This window comes from Rhizobium sp. 'Codium 1' (assembly GCF_020889605.1).
Lineage (GTDB): Bacteria > Pseudomonadota > Alphaproteobacteria > Rhizobiales > Rhizobiaceae > Allorhizobium > Allorhizobium algae.
On sequence record NZ_JAJGPW010000001.1, the window covers coordinates 70,975 to 87,698 of the forward strand.

Consider the following 16,724-nt stretch of genomic DNA (forward strand, 5'->3'; position numbering starts at 1 on the left):
GGCTTCACGTGCGCTGGAAGGCGACGTGAAGGCCAAGTCCGACGAGCATCGCGCCTCCTGCCCTTTGCAGATTGCGCTGCAGGGATGAGATCCGCGCCAAACGTCTGGTGACGGTGCTTGCCGCCATCACGCAGGTGATGTCGGCGACCGTGAACATCGCATTGACCGCCGTGCCGAGAATGACGAACTGCAGCCAGACCGGGAAACTCGCGGCAGGATCAATGAACTGCGGCAGGAAGGCGAGAAAGAAAATCGCCGTCTTCGGATTGAGCACCTCGACAAACATGCTTTCCACGAAAGCGCGGCCAGCGGACTTCTGCGCCACCAGGTCAACGGGCGTTGCGCCAACCGCCCGAGCCACGCGGAACATGCGAATGCCGAGATAGATCAGATATGCAGCCCCTGCCAGCTTCACCGCCAGATAGAGCGTCGGGACGACATGGAAGAGGACAGACAGACCAGCGGCTGCGGCGACCACATGCACGTAGCAGCCGACATGAATACCTGACGTCGCCATCAACCCTGCGCGGCGGTCCGCTGCAAGCGTCCGCGCCGCGACATAGAGCATCGCGGGGCCCGGGATGAAGGCGAAGACAGCCGTGGTGATAATGAAGGCAATGAGGATGTCGGTGGAGGGCATGGCCTGGGTCTCGATCGGGCCGGACCGGGTGGTCCGACACGAGGAGCATGACCGCCCTCTCTCAGCTTGCAAGCGGAAAGTACGCGACCAATGGATCTATCCCTCAAGCGTGTCCTGCATCCGTCGACAGCATGGCCGGATTGATCCCCATCAGGGCCAGCGCGCGATCATATTTGTTTTCGAGGCAGCGGTCGAAGATCAGATCCTCGGTGGCGGCGCAGTTCAGCCAGCCATTCTGGGTGATTTCCTCTTCCAGCTGACCCGGGCCCCAGCCGGCATAACCGAGCAGCATGGTGGCGTGGCGGGGACCGCGACCATCCGAGATGGCGCGGACGATGTCGAGCGTCGCGGTCAGCGAGATGTCGTCACTGACGGGGATCGAACTGTCGGAGAGGTAGTCATCGGAATGGAGCACGAAGCCGCGATTCTGCTCCACCGGACCACCGCACTGGATGGGGAAATGACGGGCGTGATCGGGCAGCATGATGGCGTCGTTGCGGTCGATCAGTTCAAGATGCAACAGCAGGTCGGCAAAGGTCACCGATTGCGCGCGGTTGATGATGAAGCCCATGGCCCCGGCATCCGAATGGGCGCAGACATAGACCACCGCGCGGGCGAAATTGCCGTCCGCCATGCCCGGCATGGCAATCAGCAGATGCCCATCCAGCAAACCGCGTTCTCTCAGACTGGTTTTCGACGACAATGCCATGCCCGCCTCCCTGGTTTGCCCCTTGGGCAATCGGCTTCACGCGTGGTTCAGATGTGGTCTCCCCTTCAAGATGGGGCAGAAGCGGGTTCCGATCAACCCAAAATGATGACCATGAAGCAAGCGTGACTGGCCAAGGCCACAGTGATCATCTAGAGCCGGTTTCATGATCGCCAGAACAGAAACGCCCATGTCTCTCTCCCGCCTGCTGAAAATCATCCCACGTGGCCGCCCGTTCGCGGTCGCGGCGGCTATCGGTCTCTTTTCCCTTCTGCCGGCCGCGCCGCTGATGGCTGCGAGCAGCGAATGGGCGGTGAACGAGGGCGGGCGGATGCGGCTGATCCTTCTGCCTGAGAGCGCCGACGGTCTGCGCCAGGGGGCGTTGGTGATCGAGCCCAAACCGGGCTGGATCACCTATTGGAAGGAGCCGGGCGATGTCGGCATTCCGCCTGCCATCAAGCCGGCACAGGGGGCGTCCTACAGTCTGGAGAGGCTGAACTTTCCTGTACCAAAGGTCCTGATGAACGGCACCATGACCGACGTGGGCTACGACAAGCCGGTCACCCTGCCGATCACCCTCAAGAATGCACCCGATACGTCCGGGGTGACGCTCAATACCTTCATCGGGGTGTGTCAGAATATCTGCATACCCTTCCAGGCCGATCTCACAGTGCCGCCGAATGCGGATGGCGAAAGCCATGCGGCGGAGACGGCGCTCGTCGAAGCGGCGCGTGCGCAGGTTCCGCCCGGCCCTTCAGAGGATTTTCGTGTGCTCGGACACACCATGAGCGCTGATCGCAAAGAGCTTGTGGTTCGGGCGATCCTACCCGAGGGCCAACCGACACCGGAGGTCTTCATCAGCGGGCCGAGCGGCCATGTCTTCGTCAAGGCGCATGCGTCGACCGGGGACGCGGGCGAAACAGTACTGACCATACCGATCGGCAAGCTGCCGAAGAAATACGAGCTGGCCGGCAAGCATTGGGGCATCCTGATCGTCAGCGGCCCGCGCGCCATGGAAACCACGCTTGCCTTCGACTGACCTCAACCTATATTCGCGTCACTGCCGCACGGAGGGGTTCCGGGTGGTGCAAAGCAAGCGAGGACGACATTTATGACCATTGCCATCGGCGACAAGCTGCCTCAGGCGACCTTCAAGGAAAAGACAGTGGACGGCCCGGTGGAGATCACCACCGAAGATCTTTTTGCCGGCAAGAAGGTTGTCGTCTTCGCCGTGCCCGGCGCCTTCACCCCGACCTGCACCTTGAACCATCTGCCTGGCTACCTGGAGAACCGTGACGCGCTGATGGCGCGTGGCGTCGACGATATTGCCGTCGTGTCTGTCAATGACTGGCATGTGATGGGTGCCTGGGCGCAGCATTCGGGCGGCCTTGGCAAGATCCACTTCCTCGCCGACTGGAATGCCGCCTTTACCAAGGCACTCGGCCTCGATGCCGACCTTTCCGCCGGGGCTCTGGGTCTGCGTTCCAAGCGCTACTCCATGCTCGTCGAGGACGGCGTGGTGAAGAGCCTGAACATCGAAGAAAATCCAGGCCAGGCGACCGTGTCGTCGGCGGCCAAGATGATCGAGCAGCTCGGCGCCTGAGCGCGCTTCCCGTCATTGTCGATCAGGGAGGCCCGGGACAACGGGCCTCTTTTCTTTTCCATGACCTCTCGGTTCTGCTCAAACTCTCTCCTCGTGAGCCTCAACTCTGCGTTGCTCCGATAACTCATGGGATTGAATGAACACCGCTACCACTAGCCACAGAAACGCTAGACGAGCGGATACACCAGCAATAATGTCACCCCATTCATTCAGGGACATGCAGCGGACGGGACCTGCGAATTCTTGGGGAAGCGGTGATAGGTACACGAACGCTACAGTAAGGAGAACTCAGAGGATACTGCCCGCCCCCGCCCAAATGATGACAGCTGGACGCTCTTTCTCCGCAGGAGCCTCATTGCCGCTCTCAGTTTCGCCAATGGCCATTAGCCCACCATCTCCCATTGCAAAGCATGTCAGCTTGGCACGAGGCAGAAGAGCAGCACAAGAAGGAAAACTGAGAGCTTGAACCGGACGACATAGCCGGTCGGGGTCGCGAACTCGAACAACATAGGCGCACCTTTCCTTAAAAAAAAGAGGTGCGCTGCCCGCTGCCGCATTAGAGCGCGGTTGAACGGAAAAGCAAATGCGAACGGCTTAAATACAGCGAAAAAGTGAGCTAACGCTATATGTTGTGGCGTTACATTGTGTATAGCGTGAGGTAGCTCAGGGTTGATTTCACCAGATATGATGGCTTGGACAGTTGAAAGCAGCCACTTGCCGTTCATTTTTGGGCGAGTTTCCACTTCACAAGACCCGGAAAGCCCACTCCGCACACTTCATTGAGCCTGGCCACGTCATTTGAGCGTCCACACGTGGATTCGAAGTGTTGCCGAAGCTTGAGAAATGTGTGTTCAGCACCGAATCGCTGCACGAGGCCAGCCTTCGCGTACCGACCGGCACGGCCGCACTTGCTGCATGCGACCTCAAGTTTCTCGTAGGGGTATTCATCCGGCCGCTCATTTCCGGCTTTATTTTCAGTGGGCGAGATCGAAGACGAGGATGCCGGCCAGACCGCCATCCGTCGCGCTGACAATGCGCTCACCCACTTCCACATGTTTCGGATGCTTCAGATAATAGTCGCGGACCATCTCGTCCTCGAAGGTGACGATGAAGCCGTCATTATAGCCACTGCTCAGGCCTTCCGGCGACACGTTCGAGCCGGACTTCACCTCAAGCATGCCCGGCACCACGTCCTTCAAATCGGCGATCGCCGCATAGATCGCCTGCTTCTCGCCTTCCTGGACAGCGGCCTTGAAGCGCAGGAATACGCAATGCTGGATCATGGATGTCTCCCGTCGGTGATTTTGTGGCGAGCATAGGGAGAACGGGCGAAAGGGCAAGGGCGGTCGCGCCGCCCCTTCTCCCTCATCCGCTCACTTCACCAGAAGCGACCGCGTGACACCCGACGTCTTGAAGGGCTCCATGCCGCGGCGGGCGAGTTCGTCGGCGCGTTCGTTTTCAGGGTGGCCGGCATGGCCCTTGACCCAGTGCCACTTGACCTTGTGGCGCTGATTGGCAAGGTCGAGCGCCTGCCAGAGCTCGCCATTCTTGACCGGCTTCCTGTCGGCGGTCTTCCAGCCGTTCTTTTTCCAGCCGAAGATCCACTTGGAGATGCCGTCCATGACATATTTGCTGTCGGTGTAGAGATCGACTTCGCAGGCATCCTTCAGGGAATTGAGCGCCGTGATGGTGGCGAGCAGTTCCATGCGGTTGTTGGTGGTATCGGCCTCGCCACCGAAGAGTTCCTTCTCGGTTTCGCCGTAACGCATCACGGCCCCCCAGCCTCCGGGTCCTGGATTGCCCGAGCAAGCGCCGTCTGTGTAGATTTCGACATGTTTCATGCGATCAGTCCGTATTCCGAGGCATTGGTGACGGCGCGGTGGAAGCGCAGCTTCTTCAGATATTCGAGCGGGTCCTTCTTCACCACCAGGGCACCTGCCGGCGTTGTCAGCCAGTCATAGAGGCGGGTGAGGAAGAAGCGCAGCGCAGAGCCGCGACACAGGATCGGCAAGGCCTCGATCTCGGCAGCAGAGAGCGGTCGCACCGACTGGTAACCCTCGATCATCGCCTTGCCCTTGGTGATATTGTAGGCGCCATCCTTCTCGAAGCACCAGGAATTCAGGCAGATCGAGAGGTCGTAGACCAGCAGGTCGTTGCAGGCGAAATAGAAGTCGATCAGCCCCGACAGCGTATCGCCGAGGAAAAAGACGTTGTCGGGGAAAAGGTCGGCATGGATGACGCCCGAGGCCAAATCCTTCGGCCAGTGGGTGGCGAGGAAGTCGAGCTCGGCGCCGATCTCGGTTTCCAGCCCTTCCTCCACCTCGTCGGCGCGGGCTTCGGATTTCGCCCAGAGCACGTGCCAGCCTTCGAGCGAAAGCGCGTTCGGCCGCGTCAGCTCGAAGCCCTCGCCGGCGATGTGCATCCTGGCGAGGGCTGCGCCCACTTCGCCGCAATGCTGCGCTTCGGGCTTTCTCAGCCACATGCCCTCGAGGAAGGAAATCAGCGCGGCCGGACGGCCGGAAAGTTCGCCCAGCAACGCCCCATCCTTGCGCGGCAGGGGGAGCGGACAGTTGAGCCCGCGCTCGGAGAGATGGTGCATGAGCCCGAGGAAGAAGGGCAGATCGTTTTTGTCGACCCGCTTCTCGTAGAGCGTCAGGATCAACGGGGACTTGGACGTGTGGAGCAGGAAGTTGGAATTCTCGACGCCTTCGGCAATACCCTTGTAGGAGGTCAACTCGCCCGCATCATATTGCTCGAGAAAGGCCTTCAGATCGCCTTCGGAAATGTCGGTATAGACTGCCACAGCGATTTTCCCGTGCTGCTTGGAATGAAGCTGAACGCATAGCGCGCGGGATCGGCAAGTGCCAGTCCTCAAGCGACATCCGGCACAGGAAATGGGCGAAGAGAGGATCGCGACCTCACCTCGCACACATATGCCGGGTGCCGGTTTTTCGCTTGCGCCACACACCAGGGGCCTGCCGGGGCGCAGCCCCTGGCGATACCGACGACTACCTTGCCAGTGCGGCTGCGGCAAAGAAATCTTCCGGCCCCTCGACTTCGATCAGGCGCTTTCGTTCGATCTGCCAGAAGCGGTTGCCAATGGCGCGGACGAAACTGCGGTCGTGCGAGACCAGCAGGCAGCTCGCCTGATGCTGCATCAGTTCGCTCTCCAGCGCCTCCTGCCCCTCGATGTCGAGGTGGTTGGTCGGCTCGTCGAGGAGGAAAAAATTCGGCTCCGCAAGCCTCAGCACCAGCATGCCGAGCCGCGCCTTCTGGCCGCCGGACAGGCGACCGATCGGGCGCGCCTGCATGTCGATGCTCATGCCCGCACCAGCCAAGAGCGCCCGTGCCCGCTGGTCGCCGATATCGAAGCGGTGGATGATCGCCTGCATCGGCGTGTCGTTGTCGCGGAGATCGGCAAGCGCCTGATCGCCGTAGCCCAGCACCAGCGATGGCGTCGCCTTGATGCCGTCCTGGGCGATCTCGGGCATGTCGATCGCCTTGCGCAGCATGGCGATGAGGCGGGTCTTGCCGACGCCATTGGCGCCGAGCAGGACAATCCTGTCGCCCTGGCAAATGAACTGCTTGCCGGTGCGAAACAACGCGGTGCCATCGGGAGTAAGCACTTCCGCATCGTCCAGCGTCACCAGAACCTTGGCATGGGTACCGCGATTGGCAAGCCTGATGGCTCCGGCCGAGCGTTCGAGATGAGCCGGTTTGGCTGCATCCTCGAGCCTTTCGGCCCGCTCGCGCAGTTGCTTGGTCTTCACCACCAAAAGGTCGCTGCCGGAATTGATGCCGATATTGTTGAGCTTGGCGGCCTGCTTGCGCAACTGATCTGCCGTCTTCATGTCGCGCTCGTAGCGACGCGCATCGGCCGCGTCCGCGTCCTCCAGCGCCGAACGCGCCCGCGAATAGGCAAGCGCGAAGACTGGCGACTGCTCGGCCCGCAGGAAGACGGTGCGGTTGGTGACGGAATCGAGAAAGGCGCGATCATGACTGGCGAGGATCACCGGCACGTCGCGCGGCAGTGCATTCAGCCACGCCTCAAGGGCAGCGATCTTGCCGAGGTCGAGATGGTTGGTGGGCTCGTCCATCAGAAGCACGTCCGGCTCGGTGACCCAGACGCGCGCGATCAGCGCCATGCGCTGCCAGCCGCCACTCAGTGCCTTCAGCGGTCGCTGGTGGAATTCAACCGGTACATCGAGTTCACCGAGCACCACATCGACGCGCCAGCTCTCGCTTTCGGCCTGTTCCGGCGAAAGCGCATCCAGCACAGCGTCGTAGAAGGTGAGATCCAGCAGATGCCGCGGCACGTTCTGCTCGACATAGCCGATGGTCACACCGCGCGCCCTGGTGATCTCGCCTTCGCTCGGATCAAGCGTACCGGCGATGCAGCGGAACAGGGTCGACTTGCCACGGCCATTGGCGGCGGCAAGGCCGATGCGATCGCCGGCATTGACGACAAGGTTGAGGTTGGAAAACAGCGGGCTCGACAGGGTGACGCCGAGATTACGGATATTGATCAGGGACATGATGGTTCTCTGGTCTTGCCGCGCGACGGTCCGGACAGGCCTTTCGCCGTGTTCGATGGATGTCGCTGCGGTCTAAAAAACATGCAGGGCGCGAGCCGGAACGGCTTGGCGCTGCGGGCCATGAGGGGCAGACCAGGAGAAGGTGTCGCTGAGAAACGGTCTCTGATCAGCCCTGCAAACGCATTTGCAGGGCCGGGACGGGACCACGTTGCCGGTTGAACCGGAAATAATGATTGTGCACGGGATCCCTCCTTTCATTTTACCGTAATGACGAATCTACAGGATGGCCGGGGTGGAAGGCAAGATACCCAGCTCAGTTGCAGCGCCTCAGCCATTCACCCAGGCCATGTCCTCGCGGGTCAGTTCCACATCGCGCAGTTCCCGGTTGACGAGGAAGTGCTCGTTTTCTTCCGCCGTGATCGCCAGTTCCACATTGGCGTCGAAGCGCTCGCGGAAGGCCTCGATGATTTCGTCGACGATCACCTCCGGAGCGGAGGCGCCGGCGGAAATGCCGAGCGTGCGGATCTCGCCGATTTCGGCCCAGTCGATTTCGGAGGCGCGCTGCACCAGCAGAGAGCGGGTAGCCCCTGCCCGCAGGGCCACTTCGACGAGACGCTTGGAATTCGACGAATTCGGTGCGCCGACGACAATGAAGAGATCGCAACCCGGGGCTGCGTGTTTGACCGCTTCCTGGCGGTTGGTGGTGGCGTAGCAGATGCTGTCGGCAGAGGGCGCGGTCAGGTTCGGGAATCGCGCCTTGAGCCTGGCAATGACCCCGGCGGTGTCATCGACCGAGAGCGTGGTCTGGGTGACGTAACCGAGATTGTCAGGATCGGCGGGCTGATAAAGATCCGCTTCCTCGACAGTCTCGACCAGCGACACGGAGCCCTCCGGAAGCTGTCCCATGGTGCCGATGACTTCCGGATGGCCGTCATGGCCAATCAGGATGACATGGCGGCCGAGGCGCTGGTGGCGCATGGCCTGCTTGTGCACCTTGGACACCAGCGGACACGTGGCGTCGAGATAGAAGAGATTGCGGCTTGCCGCATCTTCCGGCACGGATTTCGGCACGCCATGGGCGGAGAAGACGACCGGCTGCTGGCGGTGTTCTGCGGGGATCTCGTCGAGTTCCTCGACGAAGATGGCACCCTTTGCTTCCAGACCTTCGACGACGTACCGATTGTGGACGATCTCGTGGCGCACATAAACCGGCGCGCCGTAGCGCTTGAGAGCCAGAACGACGATCTGGATGGCGCGGTCGACGCCAGCGCAGAATCCGCGCGGGCCGCAAAGCCTGATCGTCAAAGGGGGGCGGTTCAGGTGCATGTTCATCGGATCAACCGGCAATCAGGACAGCAGATAGGGCGAGAGCTGCGGGGAGCGCCTGGATGACGAAGATCTTCCGCGAAGCCGTTGCACCCCCATATAGGCCCGCGACCAGCACACAGCCAAGAAAAAACAACTGGATCTGATAGCCAAGGCCAAGATCGGGGTGCATCAGGCCCCAGATCAGACCGGCAGCGAGGAAGCCATTGTAGAGGCCCTGGTTTGCCGCCATGACCTTGGTCGCTTCTGCCTGCTCAGGCTTCATGCCGAAGGCGCGGCGCCCGGTCGGGGTGGTCCAGAGGAACATCTCCAGGATCAGAATATAGATGTGTTCGAGCGCGACGAGCGCGACCAGCGTGGAGGCGAGATAGGACATGCAGTTTCCTTCGCGACGGCGGTCTCTTCACCGTCTTCATCCGGAACTTCTAGCGGAAAATATTCGGCGGCTCTATCGGGATTTCCGACGGACGAGGCCCGCAAGCGCCACCGCGACCAGCGCAAGGGCAAGGCCGTACCAGGTAATCACATATTGCAGATGGTTGTTGGGCAGGTCGATCTGGGTCACGCCACCCTTTGGCAGACCGCCTGGGACCGGCGTCGAATCGGCATCGAGGAAGAAGGGCAGCACGCGCTCGGCCGGCAGGCCAACGGATGCGGCCATGCGGGCGCGATCCTTCCAGTAGAAGATATTGGCTCTCTCGTCATTGTCGGGCACCAGCGAAGACGGCTTTTCCGTGAGTTCCGCCCGGGCGAGACCTGTTACCGTCTGCTCACCCTCAACGAGGCTCTCCGGACGGGTTGCAGGATCCTTGCGGTCATAGGGGACAAAGCCCCGGTTGACGAAGAGGTAGCGCCCGTCAGCAAGTTCGAGCGGCGTGTAGAGGTAAAAGCCCGACTGACCCTGGAACGTCGCGAGGAAATGGCGTTCCTTGTCGTTCAGATAGCGGCCACTTGCCATCGCATGGCGATAGTCGACCGCATCGCCGGATGCCAGCAGGCGTTCCAGTTCAGCGATATCGACGGGCGCAGCGGTGCTGCGTTGCTGGATGTCGGAAAGAAGAGCTTCCTTCCAGTGAAGCCGGCTGACCTGCCAGGTTCCCAGTGACAGGAGGATGATGAGCGCTATTGGGACAAGTACCAGGGCAGCCCAGAAGCGCCAGGTGCGGCGCGCCCCCTCAGTCTCTTTGCCCATCCGCGTGTCAGCCACGGTCGATCACTCCGGGAGAAGCATTGTGCTTGTATTGCAGGGCGATCAGCAGCGCCTTCAGGAAGCGCATGAGCCAGAGGGTGAGCGCCACTCCGAGCGGGGCGAAGACCAGGATGTGGAGCCACATCGAGGGCTGGTAGGTGAGTTCCACCCAGACGGCAAAGCCGACGACCAAGAGGTCGGCGAGAAGAATGACGAAGATCGCCGGGCCATCGCCCGCGTCCACCCAGGAGAGATCAAGGCCGCAGGAATTGCAGCGTGCCTTGGGCTTGGTGAAGCCGTCAAAGAGCTTGCCATTGCCGCAGCGCGGGCAGGACGCGGTGAGTGCTGCCTTGACCGGATCTACCGGCGGAAATTTTGCATTGTCTTCGGCCATTGGACCTCTCCTCGAAGGTATTCCCTATCACCGCCAACCCTTAGCGCATGCGAGGGTTCCCTCACAGCGCCGGATCGTCGCAGGCCGGAAAGCACAAAGGGCGGCTTGCGCCGCCCTTCGATCGAAACCTGCCCGGATCAATGGGCGAGCGGTGCACCCCAATCGCCCCAGATATAGATGGCGAAGAAGAGGAACAGCCAGACGACGTCAACGAAGTGCCAGTACCAGGCGGCAGCTTCGAAGCCGAAATGCTGCTGCGGGGTGAAGTGGCCGGCGAGCGCACGGAACAGGCAGACGATCAGGAAGATCGTGCCGACCAGAACGTGGAAGCCATGGAAGCCGGTCGCCATGAAGAAGGTCGCGCCGTAGATCGAATTCTTGAAGTCGAACGGCGAGTGCATGTACTCGTAGGCTTGGACGAACGAGAACAGGATGCCGAGCAGAACCGTCAGGACGAGGCCAGAGACAAGGCCCTTGCGATCATTGTGGAGCATCGCATGGTGGGCCCAGGTCACGCAGGTGCCGGACAGGAGAAGGATGACGGTGTTGTAGAGCGGCAGGTGCCAGGGATCGACGACCTCGATGCCCTGCGGCGGCCAGGTGCCACCGGTAAACTCGACGCGGCTCGCCTGGATCGCTTCGTTGGCGAAGAGGCTGGCGTCAAAGAAGGCCCAGAACCAGGCAACGAAGAACATCACTTCAGACGCGATGAACATGATCATGCCGTAGCGCAGATGCAGCGAGACGACACGCGTGTGGTGACCATCATGCGCTTCCTTGATCGTGTCTGCCCACCACGCGAACATGGTGAAAAGCACGATGGCGAGGCCGATGTAGAACACCCAGGGGCTGGCGAAGTTGAGGCCGAACATGTTCAGCGAGCCGCCGTTCAGGTAGCGCATGTAGCCGACGCCGCCGAAGGTCAGCAGGAAGGCGCCGATCGAGGCCAGCAGCGGCCAGGGGCTCGGATCGATGATGTGGTAGTCGTGGTTCTTCTGGTGCGCTTCGGCCATTTCAGCAATCCCCGAATGTCAATTTCATTACGAGTTCCGGCGAACCGGATCCCTCTCACAGTTTCGGCTGTCCCTTGTCTTCCCCGACCGACAATGCGGCCACCGGCTCCTGATCATCGCGCGGATAGAAAGTGTAGGACAGGGTAATCGTTCCGATGCCCTTTGTCTCCTCCGCCTCAACGATGGCGGGGTCGACGAAGAAGACGACCGGCATTTCGAGTGTCTCACCCGGCTGCAACGTGGTCTCGGTGAAGCAGAAGCACTGGACCTTGTTGAAGTAGGCGCCGGCTTCGCCGGGCGTGACGTTGAACACAGCCTCGCCCGTGACCGGATGCGGCGAATTGTTCGTCGCGGTATAGGTGATCTGGACGGTTTCGCCGATCTTCGGCGTCACCTTCTTGTCGACCGCCTTGAAATCCCAGTTCAGGCCGGCAGAAGCATTGGCGTCGAAAGTGACGTTGATGGTGCGATCGAGCACGAGGTCAGACATCTGCTCGACGCGCTGGGTCGTGCCGCCGTAGCCGGTGACCTGGCAGAAGAGCTGGTAGAGCGGCACCGCCGCATAGGCCATGCCGACCATGGCGCCGACGAAGACGACGCAGGCCGAAGCCACGCCGACATTGCGGCGGCTGGATTGCTTGATATGGTCGTTCGGTGCGGTCACGATCTCTGCCTCGTCAGCCCACGTTGCCGATCTTGATGATGGTCACGACATAGAAAATCACGACCAGAGCTGCGAGCACGACGCCGAGGGCAATGTTGCGGCCACGGCGCGACTTACGCTGCTTGTCGTTGAGTTGAACGGTTTCCATTACAGGGCACCTCCGAGCGAGCCGACAACCGGCGCGAGGTAGAAATCGACCATCAGGGCCGCGAATATCGCGAAAAGATAGAAGATCGAATAGGCGAAGAGCTTCTTGGCCGGCACCATCTTTTCGTCGCCGTCGGCCATACGCCAGACGGCGATGGAACAGTGCACGAAATAGGCGCCAAGCAGGCCGGCGAAGATGCCGTAGCCGATCGAGGCCAGACCCGTGAAGGTCGGCAGGATGCCAGTGATGGCGGTGAGAACGGCATAGACGGCGATCTGGCGCTTGGTTGATGGAATGCCGGCAACATTGGGCATCATCGGCACGCCAACCGAACCGTAGTCTTTCATCTTGAACAGCGCGAGCGCCCAGAAATGCGCCGGCGTCCAGAGGAAGATGATCATGAACAGGATGACGCTGTCGAGGGATACGCCACCGGTGACGCAGGCCCAGCCGACCATGGGCGGGAAGGCGCCGGCCGCACCGCCGATGACGATGTTCTGCGGGGTCGAGCGCTTCAGCCACATCGTGTAGACGACGGCGTAGAAGAAAATTGTGAAGGCGAGCAGGCCGGCAGCGAACCAGTTGACCGCCAGGCCGAGAATGCCGACCGAAAAGACCGAGAGCACGAGGCCGAAGGCGAGCGCCTCATGTGCTGTAATGCGGCCGGCCGGGACCGGGCGGTTCGCGGTACGGGTCATGATGGCGTCGATGTCGGCATCGTACCACATGTTCAACGCGCCCGAGGCGCCGGCGCCGACTGCGATGCAGAGGATGGCAATGAAACCAAGGACCGGGTTGATCTCGCCCGGCGCGAGCAGCAGGCCGGCCAGCGCCGTGAAGACGACGAGCGACATGACACGCGGCTTGAGAAGCGCGAAGAAATCGCGCGGACCGGCTTCGGAGAGGCGCACCTCACCTTCCATGCCGAAAACGTCGCGACTGTCGATAACCGTCATATTCTCGAATTCCGTCTTGCTTGCTGTTTTGTCAGGCGCCGCGATCCCGTCGACCGCGGCGCCCGAACTTTTCTCTCAGTGAGCCTTCCGGCTTACTTGACCTTCGGCAGCTGTTCCCACTGGTGGTACGGCGGCGGTGAAGACAGCTGCCATTCCAGCGTGGTCGCACCTTCACCCCAGGGGTTGTCGCCGGCGACGCGCTTCTTGGCAAAGGCTTCGAAGACACCGTAGAGGAAGACGAAGACTGCGAAGGCCGAGATGTAGGAGCCGACCGACGAGACAAGGTTCCATCCGGCATAGGCATCCGGATAGTCGATGTAGCGGCGCGGCATGCCGGCAAGGCCGAGGAAGTGCTGCGGGAAGAACACCAGGTTGACGCCGATGAACATGATCCAGAAGTGCAGCTGTCCGACGAACTCGTTGTACATGTAACCCGACATCTTCGGGAACCAGTAGTACCAGCCGGCAAAGATCGCGAAGACGGCGCCGAGCGACAGAACGTAGTGGAAGTGAGCCACGACGTAATAGGTGTCATGCAGCGAGCGGTCGAGACCGGCATTGGCGAGCTGAACGCCCGTCACGCCACCGACGGTGAACAGGAAGATGAAGCCGATCGCCCAGACCATCGGGGTCTTGAAGGTCAGCGAACCACCCCACATCGTCGCGATCCAGGAGAAGATCTTGATGCCGGTCGGCACCGCGATGACCATGGTTGCGAAGAGGAAGTAGCGCTGGGCGGAAAGCGACAGGCCGACCGTGTACATGTGGTGTGCCCAGACGACGAAGCCGACGGCACCGATGCCGACCATGGCATAGGCCATGCCGAGGTAGCCGAAGACCGGCTTCTTCGAGAAGGTCGAGATGATGTGGCTGACGATGCCGAAACCGGGCAGGATCAGGATGTAGACTTCCGGGTGACCGAAGAACCAGAACAGGTGCTGGTAGAGGATCGGGTCACCGCCGCCTTCAGGCGAGAAGAAGGTCGTGCCGAAATTGCGGTCGGTCAGCAGCATGGTGATACCACCGGCGAGAACCGGAAGCGACAGCAGCAGCAGGAAGGCGGTAACCAGAACGGCCCAGGCGAAAAGCGGCATCTTGTGCAGCGTCATGCCGGGGGCACGCATGTTCAGGATCGTCGTGATGAAGTTGATCGCACCGAGGATCGAGGACGCACCGGAGACGTGGAGCGCGAAGATCGCAAGGTCGACCGCCGGGCCGGGCTGGCCTGAGGTCGCGAGCGGCGGATAGAGCGTCCAGCCACCACCGACACCGTAACCACCGGCCGGGCCTTCGACGAACATCGACAGCACGAGCAGGAGGAAGGCCGGTACGATCAGCCAGAAGGAGATGTTGTTGAGGCGCGGGAAAGCCATGTCAGGAGCGCCGATCATGATCGGGATCATCCAGTTGGCAAAACCGCCGATCAGCGCGGGCATGACCATGAAGAAGATCATGATCAAGGCGTGCGCCGTGGTGAAGACGTTGTACATGTGCTTGCCGCCGTCGATGGCAGCATCACCTTCAAAGCCGTAGACCATCGAAGCCAGACCATGGAAGATCTGGATGCCCGGTTCCTGCAGCTCCATGCGCATGGCAACCGAGAGGGCACCGCCCACGATGCCGGCCATGATCGCGAAGATCAGGTAGAGCGTGCCGATGTCCTTGTGGTTGGTCGACAGGAACCAGCGGGAAAAGAAGCCCGGCTTATGGTCGTGATGTGCGCCATGCGCGTGTTCGTCGTGGGCAACAGAGCCAGCCATTGACCTCACTCCTCTCAGTTCGTGATGTTTTCAGCTGTCTGGACGGCGGCGGGAGCGCCGTCGACAGAAGCCATGAGAGCGCGATTGGCGCCGGACAGATCGGAGGTCGCAGCCTGCAGCCAGGTCGCATACTGCTCGTCGGAGACCACACGGATCGCGATCGGCATATAGGCGTGGTCCTTGCCACACAGCTCGGAACACTGACCGTAGTAGAGACCTTCACGGTCCGCCTGGAACCAGGTTTCGTTCAGCCGGCCCGGGATCGCGTCGATCTTGATGCCGAAGGCGGGCATGGCGAAGGCATGGATCACGTCGGTCGGTGCAGCCGTGACCAGCATGCGCACGGTCTTGCCGACGGGCACGACGACTTCGTTGTCCACAGCCAGCAGACGCGGGTAGCGTGCGACGTCTTCCTTGCCGGCAGAGGCGCGGTCGGCGTCCTTCAGCAGGTAGCTGTCGAAGGAGACAGCCTGCTCGCCTTCATACTCATAAGACCAGAGCCACTGGGTGGCCGTCGCCTTGATGGTGATATCAGGATTTTCCGGCATCTTCAGCTGATAGGTCAGCAGGTTGAAGGACGGGATCGCGATGGCGAAGAGGATGAGGACCGGAGCAACCGTCCAGACGATCTCGATCGCCGTGTTGTGGCTCGTCTTCGACGGCACTGGATTGGCAGCCGCGCGGAACTTCACGACCACGAGGATCAGAAGAATCAGAACAAAAATGGTGATCGGAACGATGAACCAAAGTGTGTACTGCTCGAACCAGCTGTTGAACTCCATAATGGAGGTGGCTGGTTCCTGCATACCCATCTGCCAGGGCTTCGGCTGATCGGCGAAGCCTACAGAAGCGAAAAGCAGACAGGCCAGAGCGGCCAATGCTGCATAGGTTCTCTTCATCACGGTTTGGTCTCCCACAAGCGCTTGATCCACATCAAACCATAGCGCAAAAATCATGCTAGTGTCGCCGTTTCAAATCACAGATTGGCCGTAATCGCAATACGCCCGCGCGAAAGCCGGTGCGGCATTTTTGCGCTTCATCAAATACATGCACCGAGATGCACATGCTTTTCCCCGATGAGGCCGAAACGGGGGTATGATTGCACCGCCACACGAAATTTGCGGTCCCAATTATGCCGCAGTCGGCCTTAAAACAGGCGTCGGGGCTTCCCATTTGCGCACCCCGGCGACAAGAATGTCGGCAATGATTCGTTTTCCAGAGGTTTTCATGGATCTGCCTAGACTTGCCTGGTCCAGCCTGACCGCGAGCGCCGTTCTGATCGCCGCTCTCGCGACACCGGCACTGGGCCAGCAATCCCAACAACAGCCGGGCTCAGTCCGTTCCAATCATGGTGCGTGGTCGGTCATCTGCGACAAGCCTGCCGGCGCGTCCGAAGAGCAGTGCGCGCTGATGCAGAACGTCATCGCCGACGACAGGCCGGAAGTCGGACTTTCCGTCGTCGTCCTGAAGACAGCCGACCGTCAGGCACGCATTCTGCGGATCCTGGCCCCGCTCGGTGTGCTCCTGAAGGATGGAATGGAGCTGTTCGTCGACGGCAACAATATCGGCCGTGCCTATTTCACCCGCTGTTTCTCCGAAGGCTGCTATGTCGAAGTCGAAATCGACGAGGAGCTGATGAAGATCCTGCGGGCGGGCAAGGCCGCGGTGTTTGCGCTGCGCGAATCCGCCGATCAGGACCGCGTCGGCATTCCGATCGAACTCGCAGGTTTCGGCGAAGGTTACGACACGCTGCCGTGATCGGCCGGTCGCCGGATCGTGATGATTTTATA

The 16,724-nt window shown here is 61.0% G+C and carries 19 protein-coding genes; 3 read left to right on the forward strand and 16 right to left on the reverse strand.

Going from position 1 to position 16,724, the window contains the following annotated elements:
* Positions 1–4 precede the first annotated feature (4 nt).
* Together LJE98_RS00320 and LJE98_RS00325 are read right to left on the reverse strand one after the other, a co-directional pair.
* Positions 5–640: a LysE family translocator gene (locus tag LJE98_RS00320; protein WP_229572746.1), complete on the reverse strand. Its 636-nt coding sequence runs from the start codon at positions 638–640 to the stop codon at positions 5–7.
* 103 nt (positions 641–743) lie between these two features.
* Positions 744–1,349 (reverse strand): YqgE/AlgH family protein, encoded by a 606-nt coding sequence (locus LJE98_RS00325; protein ID WP_229572747.1) that lies wholly within the window; start codon positions 1,347–1,349, stop codon positions 744–746.
* A 163-nt stretch (positions 1,350–1,512) separates the two neighbouring features.
* On the opposite strand from LJE98_RS00325, the gene LJE98_RS00330 reads away from it, so the two are divergent.
* Positions 1,513–2,385 carry a protein-disulfide reductase DsbD domain-containing protein gene (locus LJE98_RS00330; protein WP_229572748.1) on the forward strand — a complete coding sequence of 291 codons (873 nt, stop codon included), beginning with the start codon at positions 1,513–1,515 and terminating at the stop codon, positions 2,383–2,385.
* Between the two features lie 72 nt (positions 2,386–2,457).
* Positions 2,458–2,949, forward strand: coding sequence for a peroxiredoxin (locus LJE98_RS00335; RefSeq protein WP_229572749.1), 492 nt, complete (start codon positions 2,458–2,460; stop codon positions 2,947–2,949).
* Positions 2,950–3,923: 974 nt separating this feature from the next.
* Here LJE98_RS00335 and LJE98_RS00340 read toward each other — a convergent pair.
* From LJE98_RS00340 to coxB, 14 genes are all read right to left on the reverse strand, one after another.
* On the reverse strand, positions 3,924–4,232 hold the full coding sequence (locus tag LJE98_RS00340; RefSeq protein ID WP_229572750.1) for a Dabb family protein: 309 nt from the start codon (positions 4,230–4,232) through the stop codon (positions 3,924–3,926).
* Between the two features lie 90 nt (positions 4,233–4,322).
* On the reverse strand, positions 4,323–4,790 hold the full coding sequence (gene rnhA, locus LJE98_RS00345) for a ribonuclease HI (protein WP_229572751.1): 468 nt from the start codon (positions 4,788–4,790) through the stop codon (positions 4,323–4,325).
* The gene (locus tag LJE98_RS00350) at positions 4,787–5,752 is read right to left on the reverse strand and encodes a homoserine kinase (RefSeq protein WP_229572752.1); all 966 of its coding nucleotides are present in this window, start codon (positions 5,750–5,752) and stop codon (positions 4,787–4,789) included. The genes rnhA and LJE98_RS00350 overlap by 4 nt, the downstream gene beginning before the upstream one ends.
* Positions 5,753–5,957: 205 nt before the next feature.
* Entirely contained in the window at positions 5,958–7,484 is a 1,527-nt protein-coding gene (locus tag LJE98_RS00355; protein ID WP_229572753.1) for an ABC-F family ATP-binding cassette domain-containing protein, read from the reverse strand.
* A 327-nt stretch (positions 7,485–7,811) separates the two neighbouring features.
* Complete coding sequence (gene ispH, locus LJE98_RS00360; RefSeq protein WP_229572754.1) at positions 7,812–8,816, reverse strand: 4-hydroxy-3-methylbut-2-enyl diphosphate reductase; 1,005 nt, start codon at positions 8,814–8,816, stop codon at positions 7,812–7,814.
* A gap of 4 nt (positions 8,817–8,820) precedes the next feature.
* Positions 8,821–9,186: a DUF1304 domain-containing protein gene (locus LJE98_RS00365; protein ID WP_229572755.1), complete on the reverse strand. Its 366-nt coding sequence runs from the start codon at positions 9,184–9,186 to the stop codon at positions 8,821–8,823.
* Positions 9,187–9,258: 72 nt separating this feature from the next.
* Complete coding sequence (locus tag LJE98_RS00370; RefSeq protein ID WP_229573850.1) at positions 9,259–10,002, reverse strand: SURF1 family protein; 744 nt, start codon at positions 10,000–10,002, stop codon at positions 9,259–9,261.
* A gap of 7 nt (positions 10,003–10,009) precedes the next feature.
* A complete protein-coding gene (locus LJE98_RS00375) occupies positions 10,010–10,393 on the reverse strand; it encodes a DUF983 domain-containing protein (RefSeq protein ID WP_229572756.1) in 384 nt (127 codons plus the stop codon).
* Positions 10,394–10,530: 137 nt separating this feature from the next.
* Complete coding sequence (locus LJE98_RS00380) at positions 10,531–11,406, reverse strand: cytochrome c oxidase subunit 3 (protein ID WP_229572757.1); 876 nt, start codon at positions 11,404–11,406, stop codon at positions 10,531–10,533.
* A 55-nt stretch (positions 11,407–11,461) separates the two neighbouring features.
* On the reverse strand, positions 11,462–12,070 hold the full coding sequence (locus LJE98_RS00385; protein ID WP_370660314.1) for a cytochrome c oxidase assembly protein: 609 nt from the start codon (positions 12,068–12,070) through the stop codon (positions 11,462–11,464).
* A gap of 13 nt (positions 12,071–12,083) precedes the next feature.
* A complete protein-coding gene (locus LJE98_RS20115) occupies positions 12,084–12,218 on the reverse strand; it encodes a hypothetical protein (RefSeq protein ID WP_102019657.1) in 135 nt (44 codons plus the stop codon).
* Positions 12,218–13,174: a heme o synthase gene (locus tag LJE98_RS00390; RefSeq protein ID WP_229572758.1), complete on the reverse strand. Its 957-nt coding sequence runs from the start codon at positions 13,172–13,174 to the stop codon at positions 12,218–12,220. The genes LJE98_RS20115 and LJE98_RS00390 overlap by 1 nt, the downstream gene beginning before the upstream one ends.
* Before the next feature lie 92 nt (positions 13,175–13,266).
* Positions 13,267–14,934 (reverse strand): cytochrome c oxidase subunit I, encoded by a 1,668-nt coding sequence (gene ctaD, locus LJE98_RS00395; protein ID WP_229572759.1) that lies wholly within the window; start codon positions 14,932–14,934, stop codon positions 13,267–13,269.
* 14 nt (positions 14,935–14,948) lie between these two features.
* Positions 14,949–15,833: a cytochrome c oxidase subunit II gene (coxB, locus tag LJE98_RS00400; protein WP_229573853.1), complete on the reverse strand. Its 885-nt coding sequence runs from the start codon at positions 15,831–15,833 to the stop codon at positions 14,949–14,951.
* A 328-nt stretch (positions 15,834–16,161) separates the two neighbouring features.
* On the opposite strand from coxB, the gene LJE98_RS00405 reads away from it, so the two are divergent.
* The gene (locus LJE98_RS00405; protein WP_229572760.1) at positions 16,162–16,692 is read left to right on the forward strand and encodes an invasion associated locus B family protein; all 531 of its coding nucleotides are present in this window, start codon (positions 16,162–16,164) and stop codon (positions 16,690–16,692) included.
* The last annotated feature ends 32 nt before the right edge of the window (positions 16,693–16,724 follow it).